The 16,634-nt window shown below is 34.4% G+C and carries 13 protein-coding genes; 9 read left to right on the top strand and 4 right to left on the bottom strand.

What is annotated here, in order from left to right; translation table 11 throughout:
* Positions 1–205: 205 nt before the first annotated feature.
* The 4 genes from FHP04_RS01540 to FHP04_RS01525 form a co-directional block, all read right to left on the bottom strand.
* Positions 206–589, bottom strand: coding sequence for a TraR/DksA family transcriptional regulator (locus tag FHP04_RS01540; protein ID WP_139854072.1), 384 nt, complete (start codon positions 587–589; stop codon positions 206–208).
* 3 nt (positions 590–592) lie between these two features.
* Positions 593–4,024 carry an isoleucine--tRNA ligase gene (ileS, locus tag FHP04_RS01535; RefSeq protein WP_139854071.1) on the bottom strand — a complete coding sequence of 1,144 codons (3,432 nt, stop codon included), beginning with the start codon at positions 4,022–4,024 and terminating at the stop codon, positions 593–595.
* Between the two features lie 219 nt (positions 4,025–4,243).
* A complete protein-coding gene (locus FHP04_RS01530; protein ID WP_139854070.1) occupies positions 4,244–4,831 on the bottom strand; it encodes a hypothetical protein in 588 nt (195 codons plus the stop codon).
* Between the two features lie 398 nt (positions 4,832–5,229).
* Positions 5,230–5,739 (bottom strand): hypothetical protein, encoded by a 510-nt coding sequence (locus tag FHP04_RS01525; RefSeq protein WP_139854069.1) that lies wholly within the window; start codon positions 5,737–5,739, stop codon positions 5,230–5,232.
* Positions 5,740–6,143: 404 nt separating this feature from the next.
* Between FHP04_RS01525 and FHP04_RS01520 the strand changes: the two genes are divergently transcribed.
* The 9 genes from FHP04_RS01520 (at position 6,144) to FHP04_RS01480 (ending at position 16,607) form a co-directional block, all read left to right on the top strand.
* Positions 6,144–8,237, top strand: a complete 2,094-nt coding sequence (locus FHP04_RS01520; protein WP_139854068.1) for a protein-disulfide reductase DsbD family protein — start codon at positions 6,144–6,146, stop codon at positions 8,235–8,237.
* A gap of 20 nt (positions 8,238–8,257) precedes the next feature.
* On the top strand, positions 8,258–9,748 hold the full coding sequence (locus tag FHP04_RS01515) for an aminotransferase class V-fold PLP-dependent enzyme (protein ID WP_139854067.1): 1,491 nt from the start codon (positions 8,258–8,260) through the stop codon (positions 9,746–9,748).
* 58 nt (positions 9,749–9,806) lie between these two features.
* Positions 9,807–10,697 carry a DUF6268 family outer membrane beta-barrel protein gene (locus FHP04_RS01510; RefSeq protein ID WP_139854066.1) on the top strand — a complete coding sequence of 297 codons (891 nt, stop codon included), beginning with the start codon at positions 9,807–9,809 and terminating at the stop codon, positions 10,695–10,697.
* Positions 10,698–10,804: 107 nt separating this feature from the next.
* Positions 10,805–11,158 (top strand): hypothetical protein, encoded by a 354-nt coding sequence (locus tag FHP04_RS01505; RefSeq protein WP_139854065.1) that lies wholly within the window; start codon positions 10,805–10,807, stop codon positions 11,156–11,158.
* 124 nt (positions 11,159–11,282) lie between these two features.
* Complete coding sequence (locus FHP04_RS01500) at positions 11,283–11,816, top strand: lipid-binding SYLF domain-containing protein (RefSeq protein ID WP_139854064.1); 534 nt, start codon at positions 11,283–11,285, stop codon at positions 11,814–11,816.
* Between the two features lie 165 nt (positions 11,817–11,981).
* The gene (locus FHP04_RS01495) at positions 11,982–13,070 is read left to right on the top strand and encodes a sensor histidine kinase (protein ID WP_139854063.1); all 1,089 of its coding nucleotides are present in this window, start codon (positions 11,982–11,984) and stop codon (positions 13,068–13,070) included.
* 8 nt (positions 13,071–13,078) lie between these two features.
* Positions 13,079–14,395, top strand: a complete 1,317-nt coding sequence (locus tag FHP04_RS01490) for a sigma-54-dependent transcriptional regulator (RefSeq protein WP_139854062.1) — start codon at positions 13,079–13,081, stop codon at positions 14,393–14,395.
* A 400-nt stretch (positions 14,396–14,795) separates the two neighbouring features.
* Positions 14,796–16,091 (top strand): Glu/Leu/Phe/Val family dehydrogenase, encoded by a 1,296-nt coding sequence (locus FHP04_RS01485; protein ID WP_139854061.1) that lies wholly within the window; start codon positions 14,796–14,798, stop codon positions 16,089–16,091.
* Positions 16,092–16,205: 114 nt separating this feature from the next.
* Positions 16,206–16,607: a GreA/GreB family elongation factor gene (locus FHP04_RS01480; RefSeq protein WP_306785647.1), complete on the top strand. Its 402-nt coding sequence runs from the start codon at positions 16,206–16,208 to the stop codon at positions 16,605–16,607.
* The last annotated feature ends 27 nt before the right edge of the window (positions 16,608–16,634 follow it).

Here is a 16,634-nt window from a genome sequence, read left to right as displayed (position 1 = left end):
AGAATGACGGCAAAAATAGTAATATTTATCTATACTTAGTACTGAAACACTTTGGTTATTTCTTTCAGTTTCAATAGGAAGTGATTTAAATGAACAATTGGCAATTATACTTTCTTCAATTGTTGATTTCTGAAACTGTATTCCATAAAAAAGCCCCGAATTTCTCGGGGCAATTGATGATTTTAAAATAAGTCAGCGGTCTAAATTACTTTTGTAAGTTTTTAGCCTCAATACTCAATGTAGCGTGTGGAACAAGTTTTAAACGCTCTTTATTTATCAACTTACCTGTAACACGGCAAATTCCATAAGTTTTGTTTTCAATACGCACTAATGCATTTTTAAGGTCACGGATAAACTTTTCTTGGCGAATAGCCAACTGTGAAGAAGTTTCCTTGCTCATAACCTCACTTCCTTCATCAAAAGCTTTGAATGTAGGTGAAGTATCGTCTGTACCGTTATTGCTATCGTTTTTATAAGCACTTTGGATAAGTTCTAGTTGTTCAGTTGCATTGGCAATTTTTTCATTTAAAAGTGCTCTAAACTCTTCTAGCTCAGCATCTGAATATCTGGTTTTTTCTGTGTCAGTCATAATCTAATGTTTTATAATACTAATAAGTGTTTCAATTTCATCAAATGCAATTTCCGTTCCGTCCTGTAAATTTGGTTGAAACTGCATAACCTCTGTTAGTGTTTCTTCTTTAATATACTGCATGTATTGTGTCACAGCAGTTTCTAATATTTCGTTGTTTTGAAGTGTAACTTTTATTTTGTCTGTAACTTCAAACCCGCTATCTTTTCTTAGATTTTGAATTCTGTTTACGAGCTCACGAGCTATACCTTCATTTTTTAAATCTGGTGTTATTGTAACGTCTAATGCTACTGTGATACCATTAGCATTTGCTACTAACCAGCCTTCTATATCTTGAGAGCTAATAATTACATCTTCAAGTGCCAATTTAGTATTTATTTCATTAATAAGTACAGTTATTTCCCCCTCTTTTTCAATTTCTGCAATCTGTTGTTGGTCAAATTTTGAAATTGCTGCTGCTACAGCTTTCATATCTTTCCCAAAACGTGGTCCTAGCACCTTAAAATCTGGTTTTATTTGTTTTACTAATATACCAGATCCTTCGTCAATAAGCTCTATCTCTTTTACATTTACTTCACTCTTTATTAAATCGGAAACAGCTAGTATTTCTTCTTTATCAGAATCATCCAATACAGGAATCATTATCTTCTGAAGTGGTTGACGTACCTTAATCTTCTCTCTTTGGCGCAACGATAATACCAATGATGATATTGTTTGCGCTTTTTGCATTTTGTGTTCTAGTTTCTTGTCAACGAACGCAGCATCGGCCTTTGGAAAATCGGTCAAATGTACTGAGGCTTTTATATCTTTAGATGTCCCCTCTGTTAAGTCTTTGTAAAGCCTATCCATAAAAAACGGAGCTACAGGCGCACCTAATTTAGCAACGGTTTCAAGACAAGTGTAAAGCGTTTGGTAAGCCGAAAGTTTATCGATGTTACTAGTGCTTCCTCCATTTTGATTTGGTCGAGCTGTTTTCCAATATCTTCTTCTACTTAATCGCACAAACCAGTTGCTCAAGTTCTCTTGTACAAACTCTGAAATTGCACGTGTAGCCTTTGTAGGCTCATAATCTGAATAATATTCATCCACTTTTTGAATAAGTGTATGTAATTCAGAAAGTATCCAACGGTCAATTTCAGGTCTTTCCTCTAAGGCAACGTCTTCTTCAAGATACTTAAAATTATCGAGATTAGCATATAAACTAAAAAAACTGTACGTATTGTATAGTGTTCCGAAGAATTTATTTCGTATTTCTGAAATGCCGTCTTGGTCAAATTTTAAATTATCCCAAGGGTTGGCATTGCTTATCATATACCAGCGTGTAGCGTCTGGACCGTAAGTATCTAAAGTCTCGAATGGGTCTACAGCATTTCCTAAACGCTTACTCATTTTCTGACCGTTTTTATCCAATACAAGTCCGTTTGAAACTACGTTTTTATATGCTACATCATCAAAAATCATTGTAGCAATTGCGTGAAGTGTGTAGAACCAACCACGAGTTTGGTCAACTCCTTCCGCAATAAAATCTGCTTGGCGCCAAGTTTTTTCAACTTTTTCTTTGTTTTCGAAAGGATAGTGCCACTGTGAGTAAGGCATACTTCCACTATCAAACCAAACATCAATTAAATCTGATTCGCGCTTCATTGGCTTTCCACTTGGAGATATAAGTGTAATTCCATCAACTATGTTTTTATGAAGGTCAACCTTATCATAGTTTTCTTTTGAGAAATCTCCAACTTTGAAATTTTCAAAAATGTCCTTCTCCATCAATCCTGCAGAAACCGCTTTTTGCATTTCGGCCTTCAGTTCTTCAATTGACCCAATTATGATTTCCTCTTTTCCGTCTTCGGTTCTCCAAATTGGCAAAGGAATTCCCCAATAGCGTGATCGTGAAAGGTTCCAATCGTTAGCATTTGCAAGCCAATTACCAAAACGGCCTTCACCTGTGGCTTTTGGTTTCCAATTTATTTCTTTGTTTAATTCGTGCATTCTATCGCGGAACTCGGTTACTTTAATAAACCAAGAATCTAATGGATAGTATAAAATAGGTTTGTCTGTTCTCCAGCAGTTAGGATAGCTGTGAAGGTATTTCTCTACTTTAAATGCCTTGTTTTCAATTTTTAATTTAATGGCGATTTCAACGTCAACAGACTTTTCTGGCACATCAGCATCGTCATAATATTCATTTTTTACATATTTACCAGCAAACTCTTTCATTTCTGGACGGAATTTTCCTTGAAGGTCAACTAGTGGTACAAGGTTTCCGTTTTCGTCTTGCACCAGCATTGGTGGTACTTCGGGAACTGCTTCTTTTGCAACTTTCGCATCATCCGCACCAAAAGTTGGAGCTGTATGTACTATCCCTGTCCCGTCTTCTGTGGTAACGAAATCTCCTGAAATTATTCTAAAAGCATTTTCGGGATTGTCGTGAGGTTGAGCATAATCTAATAACTGCTCATATTTAATACCCACTAATTCCGATCCTTTAAATTCCTTTACAACAAAATATGGAATGTTTTTATCTTCTTTATTGTATGCGTCTAACGCTTCTGCATTTGTTACTTTCTCGTATTTATTAGAGAATTGGTTAGCAACTAGATTTTTAGCCAAGATTACGTTTATAGGCTCAAACGTGTATTGGTTAAATGTTTTTACTAATACATAATCAATTTTTGGACCTACAGTTAGCGCTGTGTTACTTGGCAGTGTCCAAGGAGTTGTAGTCCAAGCTATAAACCAAATATCTTTTGACTCTTCCGATAGAAAGCTTGGTAGGGTTTCAGAGATTGCTTTAAACTGAGCAACAACGGTTGTATCTGTAACGTCTTGGTAAGTTCCAGGTTGGTTAAGCTCGTGTGAACTTAATCCTGTTCCCGCTTTCGGTGAATACGGCTGAATTGTATAGCCTTTATAAATTAAGTTTTTGTTGTAGATTTCCTTTAAAAGCCACCAAACAGTTTCCATGTATTTTGGTTCATAGGTAATGTATGGATCTTCCATATCTACCCAATAACCTGCGCGTTCGGTAAGGTTGTTCCAAACATCTGTATATCGCATCACGGCTTTTTTACAAGCAGCGTTGTATTCTTCAACAGAAATCTTTTTGCCGATATCTTCTTTGGTAATTCCTAATTCTTTTTCTACTCCCAACTCAATAGGTAAACCATGAGTATCCCACCCAGCTTTTCTATCTACTTTATATCCTTTTTGGGTTTTATAACGACAGAAGATGTCTTTTATAGCTCGCGCCATAACGTGGTGTATTCCTGGAAGACCATTGGCAGATGGTGGTCCTTCAAAAAATACAAATGGTTTTGCTCCTTCACGAATGGAAATACTCTGTTCAAAAATGTTATCATCTTTCCAGAAATCGAGTACTTCTTCCGCCAGTTTAGGGAGGTCTAGCCCTTTGTATTCTTTAAATTTTGTGCTCATAAGTTGGGTGTTGTAATAGTTTTTATGCCCTTTTTGTAGACAGGGTGCAAAAATAAGCAATTTTACAGAATTGAGTAGCAGAGACTAAAGGCAAAATTTGAAGTAGAAGCGTTACTAATTCAATTAGTGTTTGTAAAGAGGTGTCTTTAAAAATTATTCAATAAAAAAAGTCGTCTAAAACTTAATTTTAGACGACTTTTTAATAAGGTCAATCAATTCTTAGATGCGCTCATAGTTTACTTTGAAAGTACCTACAGTAGGAACATCATTAATTGTTTCGTTAATTTCTCTTTTTAAGTTCAATTTTGTTTCATTGAAAAGAGAAGCATCAAAAGTTTCAGCATCCCCATCAATTGTAATAGTCAATCTCTTTTTATCTGGACTAATAGAATACGTACCTTCATCTTCCACAACGATAATTTCAGAATCGGTAGTAGTATTCCCAGCTGTTGTGACTGTGGTTTCAATACGGTATTGCCCTGAAGCGCTATAAGAACCATTAGCTCCAAATACTGTAGTCATTTGAAAATTATCACCAACAATTTTAGTAACAGATTTTACTTCTGTTCCATTTACAGTGTAAGTCTGCTCAATATCGCCTGTTAATAATGTTGTTTTGTAGTTACCTGAAAGGTTATCATTGTTTAATGTATAGGGAGTAAGCATATTATCTGTGACTACAAGCATAAAATCTGACTTATTTGGTGATGTTTTTTGTTCGATCCAATGATTATCAATAATAGGATTCATGTTAAATGCTGTTGTTAAATCACCATTAAAATCTTTTAATAGTATTATTGAATCCAATCCAGTGGAAGGTTTGGGTGGGTCAATAAAACTTACACCTCCAATAGATCCAATTTTTTTTAATTCTGATATAGGGATTTCTATACTCTCCTCAGATAAATATATTAGATTATAAGAGGTCTGATTCAGTATAAAATAATTTGAATAAGCACCTGATTTGGTTGATTCGTCGTCATTTTTATTACAACTTAAAGCAGATAGTATTAATGCGAGAAGGATTAAGAATTTAGAAGATTTCATAAATAAATATACACTTAATTTTAAAAGAGGTTTAATGTCGTTTTAAACTTTCTTATATTTAAGAGAATATTTAAAACGAATATAGAATATGAAATTCAAATATAAAAAAAGTTGCCTTAAACACTTAAGGCAACTTTAAAAGGTTGTATGCAAAATATTTATTGTTTAGAAAACTTAAGTTCTTCTGTATAAACAGAGTTGTTTCCATTTGGTTCAGTGGTTGTTTCAGCCAAATTAAGGGTAAACCCATTAATATTGAAATTGCTCACCTTATATGTATCTCCATCTATTGTTAATTCACTAGTAGTTTCATTTACTGAATAACCACTTGATTCGTTGTTAAGAACAACTATATAAGTTTCGGTATTTGTTTGCTCACCTTGCTTTACAGTCTTATTAATTCTATAAGTTCCGTCAAGAGTAACAATGTTATTTTGATCAAAAACAACATTTACTCCAAATGTATCACCTACTAAAGTAGTTGTTGTAACAACATTAAAGCCATTTAAATTTTCAGTTTTAACATCTTTACTTTTAAAAGAAGTAAGACTATATGTGCCTGTAAGATTTTCTTTTTTATATTTATATGAAGGCCCATCATCATCACTACTACAGCTAATTGTTGCAAGAGCAAGTGTAAAAAGAAAAATTAATTTTTTAAAATTCATAATCGTGGTTTTAAATTAAATTGTTTTATAAATAAAGTTGAGATATAATACTTTCATCAAAACTTAGATTTATATATTTTATTGTAAAGGCCGCGAAAGTAATGCGTATAATCCAAATAGTAAAGTGATTAACAGATTTTTTGCAGATCTAGTATTTATGAAATTTGACCCTGAACAAAATCAAAATCCTCATTTCAAATTTGAGATTAAATATTGTTCAGTTAATGTGCTAATGTTAATACTGTAGAATATTTAAATTTTAGTAATTGAAAACGGAAGTTATCAATATATTTGTGGATTACCTTTTTAGGGTTTAAAATTTTATTGACTTGTAAAAAAACTCCCCAATAAAAATACGTAGTTCATTGGCTATCGGTTTTTTGGGAAAAATTCAAAAATTTAAAATGAACAAATTTTTTCTCTACCTCCTCTTAACTATTGTTTCGCTTTCTACAGTTCAATCTCAAATATTAGACCCAATAAAATGGTCTACTAGCGTAAAAAAAATATCAGAAACTGAATACGATTTAATTTCAAAAGCTACTATTGACGGTGGTTGGCATCTTTATTCACAAGTAGTTCCAGAGGGAGGTCCGCTACCAACTGTTTTTACTTTTGAAGAAAATAATGCTTACAAAACTATAGGAAAAGTAAAAGAAGGGAAGGGAGTTACAGAACTTGACCCTGTGTTTGATATGATAATTACTTTCTTCTCAAACACTGCTACATTTACCCAACGCGTACAGTTAACAGGGGATAAAGGAACGACTGTAAAAGGTGAAGTTGAATTTATGGTGTGTGATGATACTCGTTGTTTGCCACCAAACTATGTAGATCTTATTTTTAAAATTCCAGACCCTAAAAAAGATTCAGATTCAGTAATAACAGCTGTGGATACAGATGATTCTAAATCTGATGACGTAAAAGAGGAAGAAAAAAATGTTGAAGAAATTGTTCCTTCCACTACAGACTTTCTAGAAAATGTAACTACTACAGATACAATTCAAGGAGCGGCAAAAACATCAGACTCGTCTAAGGCTGCGGTTGAGCAAACTAAAAAACAAGAGAGTAAAGGACTTTGGACAATATTTGTTGTTGCTTTCCTTTTTGGGTTTACTGCATTGCTTACACCTTGTGTATTCCCAATGATCCCGATGACTGTTAGCTTTTTTACAAAACAAAGTAAATCTAGAGCAGCGGGAATTAAGAATGCTATTATTTACGGTATTGCAATTATTGTAATATATGTATTCTTAGGTGCAATTGTTACTTGGTTTTTTGGCGCTGATGCGCTTAATGCTTTGTCAACAAACGTATGGTTTAACTTCTTTTTCTTCATATTACTAGTAATATTCGCACTTTCATTTTTAGGTGCTTTTGAAATAATGCTTCCTAACTCTTGGGCAAATAAAGTAGACAGACAAGCAGATAGAGGAGGTATAATCGGGATTTTCTTTATGGCACTGGCATTAGCCATTGTTTCTTTTTCATGTACAGGTCCTATTATTGGAACATTGCTAGTAGAAGCTGCCTCTAAAGGTGGAATTGCTCCTTTTGTTGGGATGTTCGGATTCTCATTAGCGTTAGCCATGCCATTTGCATTGTTCGCAGCTTTCCCAGGGTGGATGAATTCACTTCCAAAATCTGGTGGATGGTTAAACACAGTAAAAGTGTTTTTAGGATTCTTAGAATTGGCATTAGCATTTAAATTCCTTTCAAACGCAGACTTAGTTCTTCAACTACATTGGTTAGAAAGAGAGGTATTCTTAGCAATTTGGATTGCTGTTTTTGGAGCTTTAACGCTTTACTTATTCGGAAAATTCCAATTACCACACGATTCGCCTATCGACAAATTATCCGTAGGGCGTCTAAGCATAGGATTAATTGTCGCAGCATTTACTATTTATCTAATACCAGGATTGTGGGGTGCTCCTCTAAAATTAATTAGTGGTTTCCCACCTCCAATGCAGTACAGCGAATCTCCTTATGGTGTAGGTTACACAAAATTAGGTAGCGGTGGAAGCGCTACTACAGCTGAATTCCCTGAAGGAGCTCACCTTGGACCACACGATATTTTGGCATTCCACGATTATGAAACTGGATTGGCATATGCCAAAAAAGTTGGAAAACCTGTATTGGTAGATTTCACGGGGCACGCTTGTGTAAACTGTCGTAAAATGGAAGAACGCGTTTGGAGTGAACCCAAAATATTAAAGTTATTGAATAATGACGTAGTTCTTATTTCGCTATATGTTGATGATAAAAGACCATTGCCGGAAGGCGAAAAGTACATTTCGGAAATATCTGGAAAGGAGTTGAAGTATATCGGTCAAAAATGGAGTGAATTCCAAATTTTAAGATATAAAGCAAATGCTCAGCCATTCTATGTTTTAATGGATCACAACGAAGAAAATTTGATAGATCCAGTAGGTTATACTCCAGATATTGAGGAGTATTACGATTGGCTTCAAAATGGTGTAGGTGCCTTCGATAAATAATAACATTTAAATTTTAGACAGTGATAACTTCTGAAAAAAATATAGAGGCTAGCGCGCTTGAAAAGTATTTTGAGACTTTCAGAAATTATATTGTTGGTATCAATCAAAGCTTTACTTCGCCATTCGGAAGCAAAAAGATAATTTATACCGACTGGACGGCAAGTGGTCGTTTGTACGGGCCCATTGAAGAAAAACTTCTAAACGACTTTGGACCTTTTGTGGCTAATACGCATACCGAAACATCCGTAACGGGAACGGCGATGACTAGAGCTTACCACGAGGCTAGAAACATTATTAAAAGGCACGTTAATGCCAACCAAAATGATGTGTTAATTACCTCTGGTAGCGGAATGACGGGAGCTGTAAATAAGTTTCAACGTATTCTTGGACTGAAAATTCCTGAGAATATTAAAAAGTACACTAAGATTCCTGATGAAATAAGACCTGTGGTTTTTGTCACCCATATGGAGCACCACAGCAATCAGACTTCATGGTTAGAAACTATAGCAGATGTTGTTGTAATTCCACCAAATGATGATGTTTTAGTTTGTCTAGAAACTTTTGAAGAAATTCTAAAAAAACACGCAGATCGACCTATAAAGATTGCTGCAGTTACCGCTTGCTCTAATGTAACAGGAATTCAGACGCCATACCACGAAATTGCAAAATTGATGCACGCGCAAGGAGGCCTTTGTTTTGTAGATTTTGCTTGTTCTGCGCCGTATATTTCAATTGATATGCACCCAGAAGAAGAAGGTGCTCACCTGGATGCGATATTCTTTTCGCCGCATAAATTTTTGGGAGGTCCTGGAAGTAGTGGTGTGCTAATTTTTAATAATAATCTTTATAAAAATACTATTCCTGATAACCCAGGAGGAGGAACTGTATCGTGGACAAACCCTTGGGGGAATCATAAATATATTGACGATATCGAAACTCGTGAAGATGGCGGTACCCCAGGATTTTTACAAACTATTCGCACGGCGCTTTCAATTCGTTTGAAAGAAAAAATGGGAGTTGAAAATATTCTAAAACGCGAACACGAAATTTTAGATTTAGTTTTTGAAAAACTCAATAAAATTCCAAACCTAAACATACTCGCGCCAAATATTCAAGATAGATTGGCGGTAATCAGCTTTTATATAGATGATTTACACTTCAATCTTGGTGTGAAAATTTTAAATGATTATTTCGGAATTCAAACTCGTGGAGGTTGTTCTTGCGCAGGCACTTATGGTCATTATTTGCTTCACGTAGATCAAGAAACTTCAAATAGTATTACTTGCGAAATAGACTCTGGCGATTTATCGCATAAACCAGGGTGGATAAGGATGTCTTTTAGTCCTACAACAACTAATGCTGAAGTTTTATACGTTTGTGAGGCATTAAAACAATTAGCAGAAAACTTTCCAACTTGGAGTAAAGACTATAAGTATAATTCAAATAGCAACGAATATATTCATATCAATGAAGTTGTAGACAATAAAATGGAGGACTGGTTTACGTTCTAGTAAAAATTTATTTTATCTTTAAAACGATAAACTTGCTTACCATTTTATTCTACATATATTGAAAAAACTATTACTTCTCGTTTTTCTGTTTCCGCTTTCAATTTCTGCACAAGAATATGTGGATCTATTCCGAATAGGATATGGGCAAACTTTAAATAATAATTTTAAAGATTCCGACAGTGATACAAATGTTGAATTTTTTGATGTTGGCTTCACATTTCCTTTAGTTTTAAACGAAAACCACGCATTAATTACAGGAGCAGATTTCAGCTTTAATAAGGTTCAATTATTTCCCAAATCAGAATTTTCAAATCTTTACAGTACGAATTTGAAATTAGGAATGGCCTCTACATGGTCGGAAAAATGGAGTACAACAATAGTTTTGTTGCCTAAAATTGCTTCAGATTACCATGATATTTCTAGTGATGACTTTTTTCTTGGAGCCTTTGCTTTGTTAAAATTAAAAAAGAACGAAAACTTTACTTATCGCTTCGGGTTTTATGGATCTCAAGAAGCTTTTGGGTTGTTCACTACTCCTATATTAGGATGGTATTATCTAAGCCCAAACACACGATTTGAAATGGATATGAGTCTGCCAATTGCAGCCGATGTTAGTTACAAGCTAGGTGCCACAACCGTTGGAATTGATTACTTTGGAATTGGACGCAGTTATAATGTTCATTATGAAAACATCAAAACACTTTACGCCGATTTAAGTTCATTAGAATTTGCGAGTTATTTACAATTTAATGCTTTACAAGAAAGTGTTTTGCTACGTGCCAAGATTGGATATTCTACCAATAAATATGAAATGTATGCAGATGGCGAAAAGATTGATTTAGGTCTTTCTGCCTTTAGTTTTGGCGATAATAGAACACAATTAAACCCTACTTTAAGTGGCGGAGTATTTTTGAAATTGGAAGCTATTTATAGGTTTCATATTAAGTGATGATTAATCACAATTAAAACCTATAGATTGAGAAATAAATTTTTAAAATAACTGACTTTCAGATTTTTAAATTGGAAATTGATCCTTGAATTTTTTATATTTAGACTATGGAGCGAAAATGTCCAGAATGCGGGGGTAAAATTATAGGACGCGCAGATAAGAAATTCTGCAGCGACGCTTGTCGTAATTCCTATAATAACTCTCTTAATAAGGACAGTAAAAACTTAGTTAGAAATATAAATAACCGACTCCGTAAAAACTATCGTATTCTCGAAGAATTAAATAAGGAAGATAAAACCAAAACCACAAAAAGTACACTTCAAAGAAATGGGTTTAGTTTTGAATACTTCACAAGCACCTATACCACAAAATCAGGTTCTACCTATTATTATTTATACGACCAAGGATATCTTCCATTAGACAATGACTTTTATCTTTTAGTAAAAAAAGATCTCAAATAATTATTGCTGCCCCTTCCTTTTTAATAGCCTATTGGCATATAATTATATTTAATCTAACACTCTTTTAACCTATCCTTTTTTGTGAAAGAAGTAATTTTAGACTTAAATAATAAAAATTAAGATTATGAAAACTAAAAACATATTAATGGTAATGATGCTATTTTTTAGTGTATCATTATTTGCGCAAGCCGTCGATGATAAAAGGGTGGTTGCAGATGCTGAAAATGCGAAAGCTGCTTTTCTAGAAGTCAACCCAAAACTTCAACGCTATTTTGATGATGCAAAAGCCTATGTGATTTTTCCAAATGTAGGTAAAGGAGCTGTGATTATTGGCGCCGCATCTGGTAATGGAGCAGTTTATGAACAAGGTCAACTTGTAGGTATGGCCAGTATGAAACAACTTGATGTGGGAGCACAAATTGGAGGAAAAGCCTTTAGCGAAATTATTTTCTTAAAAACAGACAAAGCTGTTGAAGACTTCATGAGTAATAAATTTCGTTTTGGATCAAATTTATCGGCCATTGCTGTAAACCAAAGTCCACCTTCATTTGATGTAACATATACTGATGGTGTAGCCGTATTTACACTTCCGAAAGAAGGATTAATGGCAGAGGTTTCCGTTGGAGGACAAAAATTTGAATTTAGACCTTTCGATTAATCTATTTTCATAATAGATATAAAGCTTAAGGCATTTTATAAAAACTGTTTAAGACGTATTTGAGGTCTTAAACAGTTTTTTTATTCGGTTTTTTCAAGTGAAACTACTACTAAAACCCTACGAAGCTTTTATTTTGATACCTTTGAAAAAGATCTATTATCTTTTATGACACCAGAAGAAAATCTTACCGAGCGTCTCAAAGAACTCACCTGTTTGTATGAGGTTTCATCTATAATTGTAAACAACGATTATAACGAATTAGATAAAACTCTATACTCGATTGTATTGAGTCTTAGGAAGTCTTTTCAATTTAATAAGCACACTACTGTTGAAATAAACTCGCATCCATTTCATCTTATTTCAAATGCGCTGCCTAAAACCAGTGTTACAATTGAAAGCAATATTAAAGTTTTTAACGAGCCGAATGGGTATATTAAAGTGCACTATCCGTCGAATAAATATTCTAAAGAAGATTTTTTAAAAGAAGAAAAACAGTTGTTGGATACTGTGGCAATTCATGTTGGTGATTTGTTAGAGCGCGTATCAATTCGAGAAAATGAAACGGTTCTAAAGCGAAAAATGGAACACGCAGACCGATTGAGTATTTTGGGTGAAATTACTGCGGGAATTGCTCACGAACTCAATACCCCTCTTGCTAATATTCTTGGTTTTGCAGAATTACTAAAAAGTAAAGAGACTGAAAACACTCAAACGAGCAAAGACCTCGATAAAATAATTAATAGCGCAATTTTCTCAAGAGAAGTGGTTAAAAAACTAATGTTTTTTGCTTGTGAAATGCCACAAAATCTGGATCAAACAGATATTGTTCCTGTAATTAGAGATGCCGTAAACTTACTTGATCCTACTTTTAAAAAGAACGAAGTTAGGTGTAAGGTGATACTTCCTGATGAGGCAGTTATGCTTAAAGCCGATACTATTCAGTTTACTCAAGTAATTTTTAATTTAACTTTAAATGCCATTTACTTTTCTCCTCAAGATGGGTTGATTACAATTTCATTGGAACAGGAAAATAAAAGTATAATCTTAAAAATTTCTGATGAAGGACCTGGTGTTCCAGATGAGAATGTCGATAAAATTTTTCAACCATTTTACACGACAAAATCTGTTGGAGATGGTTCAGGACTTGGGTTGAGTGTTGTACACGGGATTATAAGAAGTCATCGTGCTACCATAGACTATCAGGATAATAATCCTAGAGGTGCTATTTTTGTAATTACATTTCAAAAACATTAAAAAAACAGATGCTGCAAAAGGAAAACATATTGATAGTTGATGATGATATAAATATCCTTGAGCTTATTCAGCGGCATCTACATTCGTTAGGATATCATACGTATAAAGCAGTTTCGGTAAAAGAAGCAGTAGCTATCTTGCGCGACACGGAAATAGACTTACTTATTACCGATTTAAAAATGCCTGAAGTTGATGGATTCCAACTTATTCAATTTGTTTCAGAACACTATCCTAATATGCCCAAATTGGTGGTTACAGGCTACCCTTCCATTCAAGATGCCCTTTCAGCTATTAAGTCTGGTGCGGTGGATTATTTGGTAAAACCTTTTACCAAAGAAGAATTAAAACAAGGGGTTCTAAAATCCCTTTCAACCAAGTCTAAACGAAAGAAAACTCCAGAATCAGTTGACACAAAAAGGTATAATGAAATTATCGGGGAGAGTCAGTTAATAAAGAACGTACTTCAGATAATTGATAGGGTAAAAGACAACAAGGCCACAATATTTATAAGTGGTGAAAGTGGAACAGGAAAGGAGTTGGTAGCTCGTTCTATTCACTATAATGGTAAATTTTCTCGTGCGCCGTTTATTGCCGTGAACTGTGGAGGAATCCCTGAAAACCTGTTAGAATCAGAACTTTTTGGATATGTAAAAGGAGCCTTTACAGGAGCTAATGAAGACCGCGATGGTTTTTTTCAAGCTGCAGAAGGTGGTACTATTTTTTTAGATGAAATTGGAAATGCGCCGTTATCTGTTCAAACCCGACTTTTAAGAGTTTTACAAGAGAAGGAGGTGATGAAAGTAGGTGAAAGAAAATCAGAAAAAATTGATGTACGTGTAATTGCAGCAACAAATAGCGATTTAAAAGAAATGATTGGGAAGGAGACTTTTAGAGAAGATCTTTTTTATCGATTAACAGTTGTAGAAATAAATGTACCACCACTTCGCGAGCGAAAAGAGGACATTCCATTATTAGCAGATAAGTTTTTGTTTAAATATGGAAATGAATACAAAGATCGTTACGTTACACTAGATTCTGATGCGCAAGCCTTATTGCAACGGTATGATTGGCCAGGAAATATTCGTGAATTGGAAAATGTAATCCAGCGTGCGGTAATTATGTGCGATCGAACAATTGGCGTAAAAGACTTACCTGAAACACTTAAATATCAGATAGACTTTCCAGACAGCGATTTACTTTCTTTAAAAGAAATGGAGAAGATTTATATCCAAAAAGTGCTAGAGGCCACAAATAATAATCAAACCAAAGCTGCCGAAATTCTCAATATCGACCGAAAGACACTTCGTGGTAAAATTAAAGAATAGTAGTTAGAGTCTTTTAAAAAACTTCAGACCTTTCTTATTCATCCTTTATTTTAGGATGGGGAATTTCTCCCCACCTGAGAAAATTTTCCCCAGAGTATAGCCTAACTTTTTTAATGTAAAAAATCGTCTAAAGGCCTGTTGTTTCAAATGTTTGTGTAAATTTATGACTATAAAATAATAGATGGCACGCGCCTTGCCGATAAAATGTTTAAGTAATATATAAGCAGGAGAAAGCATAAAAAATTTGTGTTATCAAACGTTCATACGTTACTTGTTTTGTGTTTACGCATAATCCAAGCTTGGTGTTTATCTGTGGCGATTTTGAGAAATTTCAGCAAAACGCACCGAAGCCTTTATTAAAAAGGAAGCCAGAAATGGCAGCTAATTAAAATTATTTAAAATGATAAACGAACAAACAGTGGAAAAACCAAAGCCATTAAAAAGAGGGATGTTGGACAATGTGTTGGAGCAATTCAACCACGCAGCAGATATAATAAATCTGAATCCAAATGTTCGCAAAATCCTCAGTATTACTAACACCGAAATTATTATAAATTTTCCAGTTCGTATGGATAATGGCGACGTGGAAATATTTACAGGGTATCGAGTTCAGCATAATAATGCACTTGGGCCATACAAAGGAGGTCTTCGTTACCATCCTACTGTAGATATTGATGCTGCACGTGCATTAGCGATGTGGATGACTTGGAAAACTTCGTTGGCAGGTTTGCCTTATGGAGGTGCAAAAGGAGGGATTCAAATAGATCCTTCAAAGTATTCTAAGAATGAATTAGAGCGTATTACCCGTAGATTTACTTATGCTTTAGGTGAAAACATAGGACCTGAGCACGATATTCCTGCTCCAGATGTAAATACTAACGCTCAAACAATGGCGTGGATTGCCGATACTTATATGAGTACTAAAAGTACTAGTGAGCGTTCAAAAAACCAGCACGTTGTTACAGGAAAGCCAACAGGAAGTGGTGGTTTAGAAGGTCGTGACCGAGCTACAGGTTATGGTGTTTTCTTAACTATTAAATTCTGGGCAGAAAAGAATAATATTAGTTTAGCAGGTAAAAAGTACATCGTTCAAGGCTTCGGTAATGTGGGCTATTGGGCTTCACATTTCCTAGAAATAGAAGGCGCCAAATTGGTAGGTGTACAAGATGCTTTTGGAAGTGTTCAAAATCAAGAAGGTATTTCTACAGAAGATCTTTTTAACTATAGTATTTCAAACAATGGAAGCATTTTAGGTTTCCCAGAGGCCAAACCGTTTGAAAGTAAAGATTTTTTCAGTATAGATTGCGATATCTGTATTCCGGCGGCATTAGGAAATCAAATTACTAAGCATAACGCACATACCGTAAAAGCAACTTTAATTGCTGAAGGAGCAAATGGTCCTACAGATGTTGAAGGAGAAAAAATATTAATGGAACGTGGAATAACTATTATTCCAGACATTCTATGTAATTCAGGAGGTGTAATAGGAAGTTATTTTGAATGGCTTCAAAACCGTAACGGAGAGCTTTGGCAAATGGATGAGATTCTAGAAAAGCTTGAGAAGAAACTTCGTACTTCATTTGAAAAAGTCGTTAAATACACAGAAGAAAATAAAACAGATATGAGAACAGCAGCTTTTAGTATAGCCATTGAGCGTATTGAAAAAGCTTATATACTTAGAGGTATATTTCCATAATCTTTTACCAACTTGTAAAAGATAGTTCATCCTCCTCACATATTGTTTTTTATAAAGCACTGTGATGAACTATCTTTTTTTAAAACAGACAAAGGAACCATGAAATATGGAAATTTGATATTAGAAAAAAAGGAATACGTCTTTTTAAAGCGTCTATTAAATGTTTCCGGCTATTATAAAGACGAAAACACAAAAGAATCGTTGAAAAAATTGAGCACAGAAATGACTGTTGCTCGTATTTGCGATAACGATGAAATGCCTGATGATGTAATTCGCTTTAACAGTGTAGTTACGGTTAAATCTGGTACTTGGGAAAATCAATTTCAGTTGGTAATTCCTACCGAACGTGATATAGCAGCAAATAAAATTTCGATTTTGGCTCCAATGGGTGCAGCTGTAATGGGCTATGCGCAAGGCGATTCTGTAATTTGGAAATTTCCTAATGGTTCAAAAGAATTGCTAATTACAAGTGTTAAACAAGCAGAAAAACCAATAGATATAGACGTATTGTTATAATAAAAGGCAAGACCTTTAAATAATTTA

It is taken from the genome of Aequorivita sinensis (genome assembly GCF_006346335.1).
Classification (GTDB): domain Bacteria; phylum Bacteroidota; class Bacteroidia; order Flavobacteriales; family Flavobacteriaceae; genus Aequorivita; species Aequorivita sinensis.
The sequence above is the reverse complement of the archived record's forward strand: the minus strand, read 5'-3'. Positions and strand labels throughout refer to the sequence as shown.

What these genes read in the sequence shown, in the direction of transcription:
- FHP04_RS01540 (WP_139854072.1), bottom strand. Translation starts at nt 589, where the DNA reads ATGACTGACACAGAAAAAACCAGATATTCAGATGCTGAGCTAGAAGAG.
- ileS (WP_139854071.1), bottom strand. Translation starts at nt 4,024, where the DNA reads ATGAGCACAAAATTTAAAGAATACAAAGGGCTAGACCTCCCTAAACTG.
- FHP04_RS01525 (WP_139854069.1), bottom strand. Translation starts at nt 5,739, where the DNA reads ATGAATTTTAAAAAATTAATTTTTCTTTTTACACTTGCTCTTGCAACA.
- FHP04_RS01520 (WP_139854068.1), top strand. Translation starts at nt 6,144, where the DNA reads ATGAACAAATTTTTTCTCTACCTCCTCTTAACTATTGTTTCGCTTTCT.
- FHP04_RS01505 (WP_139854065.1), top strand. Translation starts at nt 10,805, where the DNA reads ATGGAGCGAAAATGTCCAGAATGCGGGGGTAAAATTATAGGACGCGCA.
- FHP04_RS01500 (WP_139854064.1), top strand. Translation starts at nt 11,283, where the DNA reads ATGAAAACTAAAAACATATTAATGGTAATGATGCTATTTTTTAGTGTA.
- FHP04_RS01495 (WP_139854063.1), top strand. Translation starts at nt 11,982, where the DNA reads ATGACACCAGAAGAAAATCTTACCGAGCGTCTCAAAGAACTCACCTGT.
- FHP04_RS01490 (WP_139854062.1), top strand. Translation starts at nt 13,079, where the DNA reads ATGCTGCAAAAGGAAAACATATTGATAGTTGATGATGATATAAATATC.
- FHP04_RS01485 (WP_139854061.1), top strand. Translation starts at nt 14,796, where the DNA reads ATGATAAACGAACAAACAGTGGAAAAACCAAAGCCATTAAAAAGAGGG.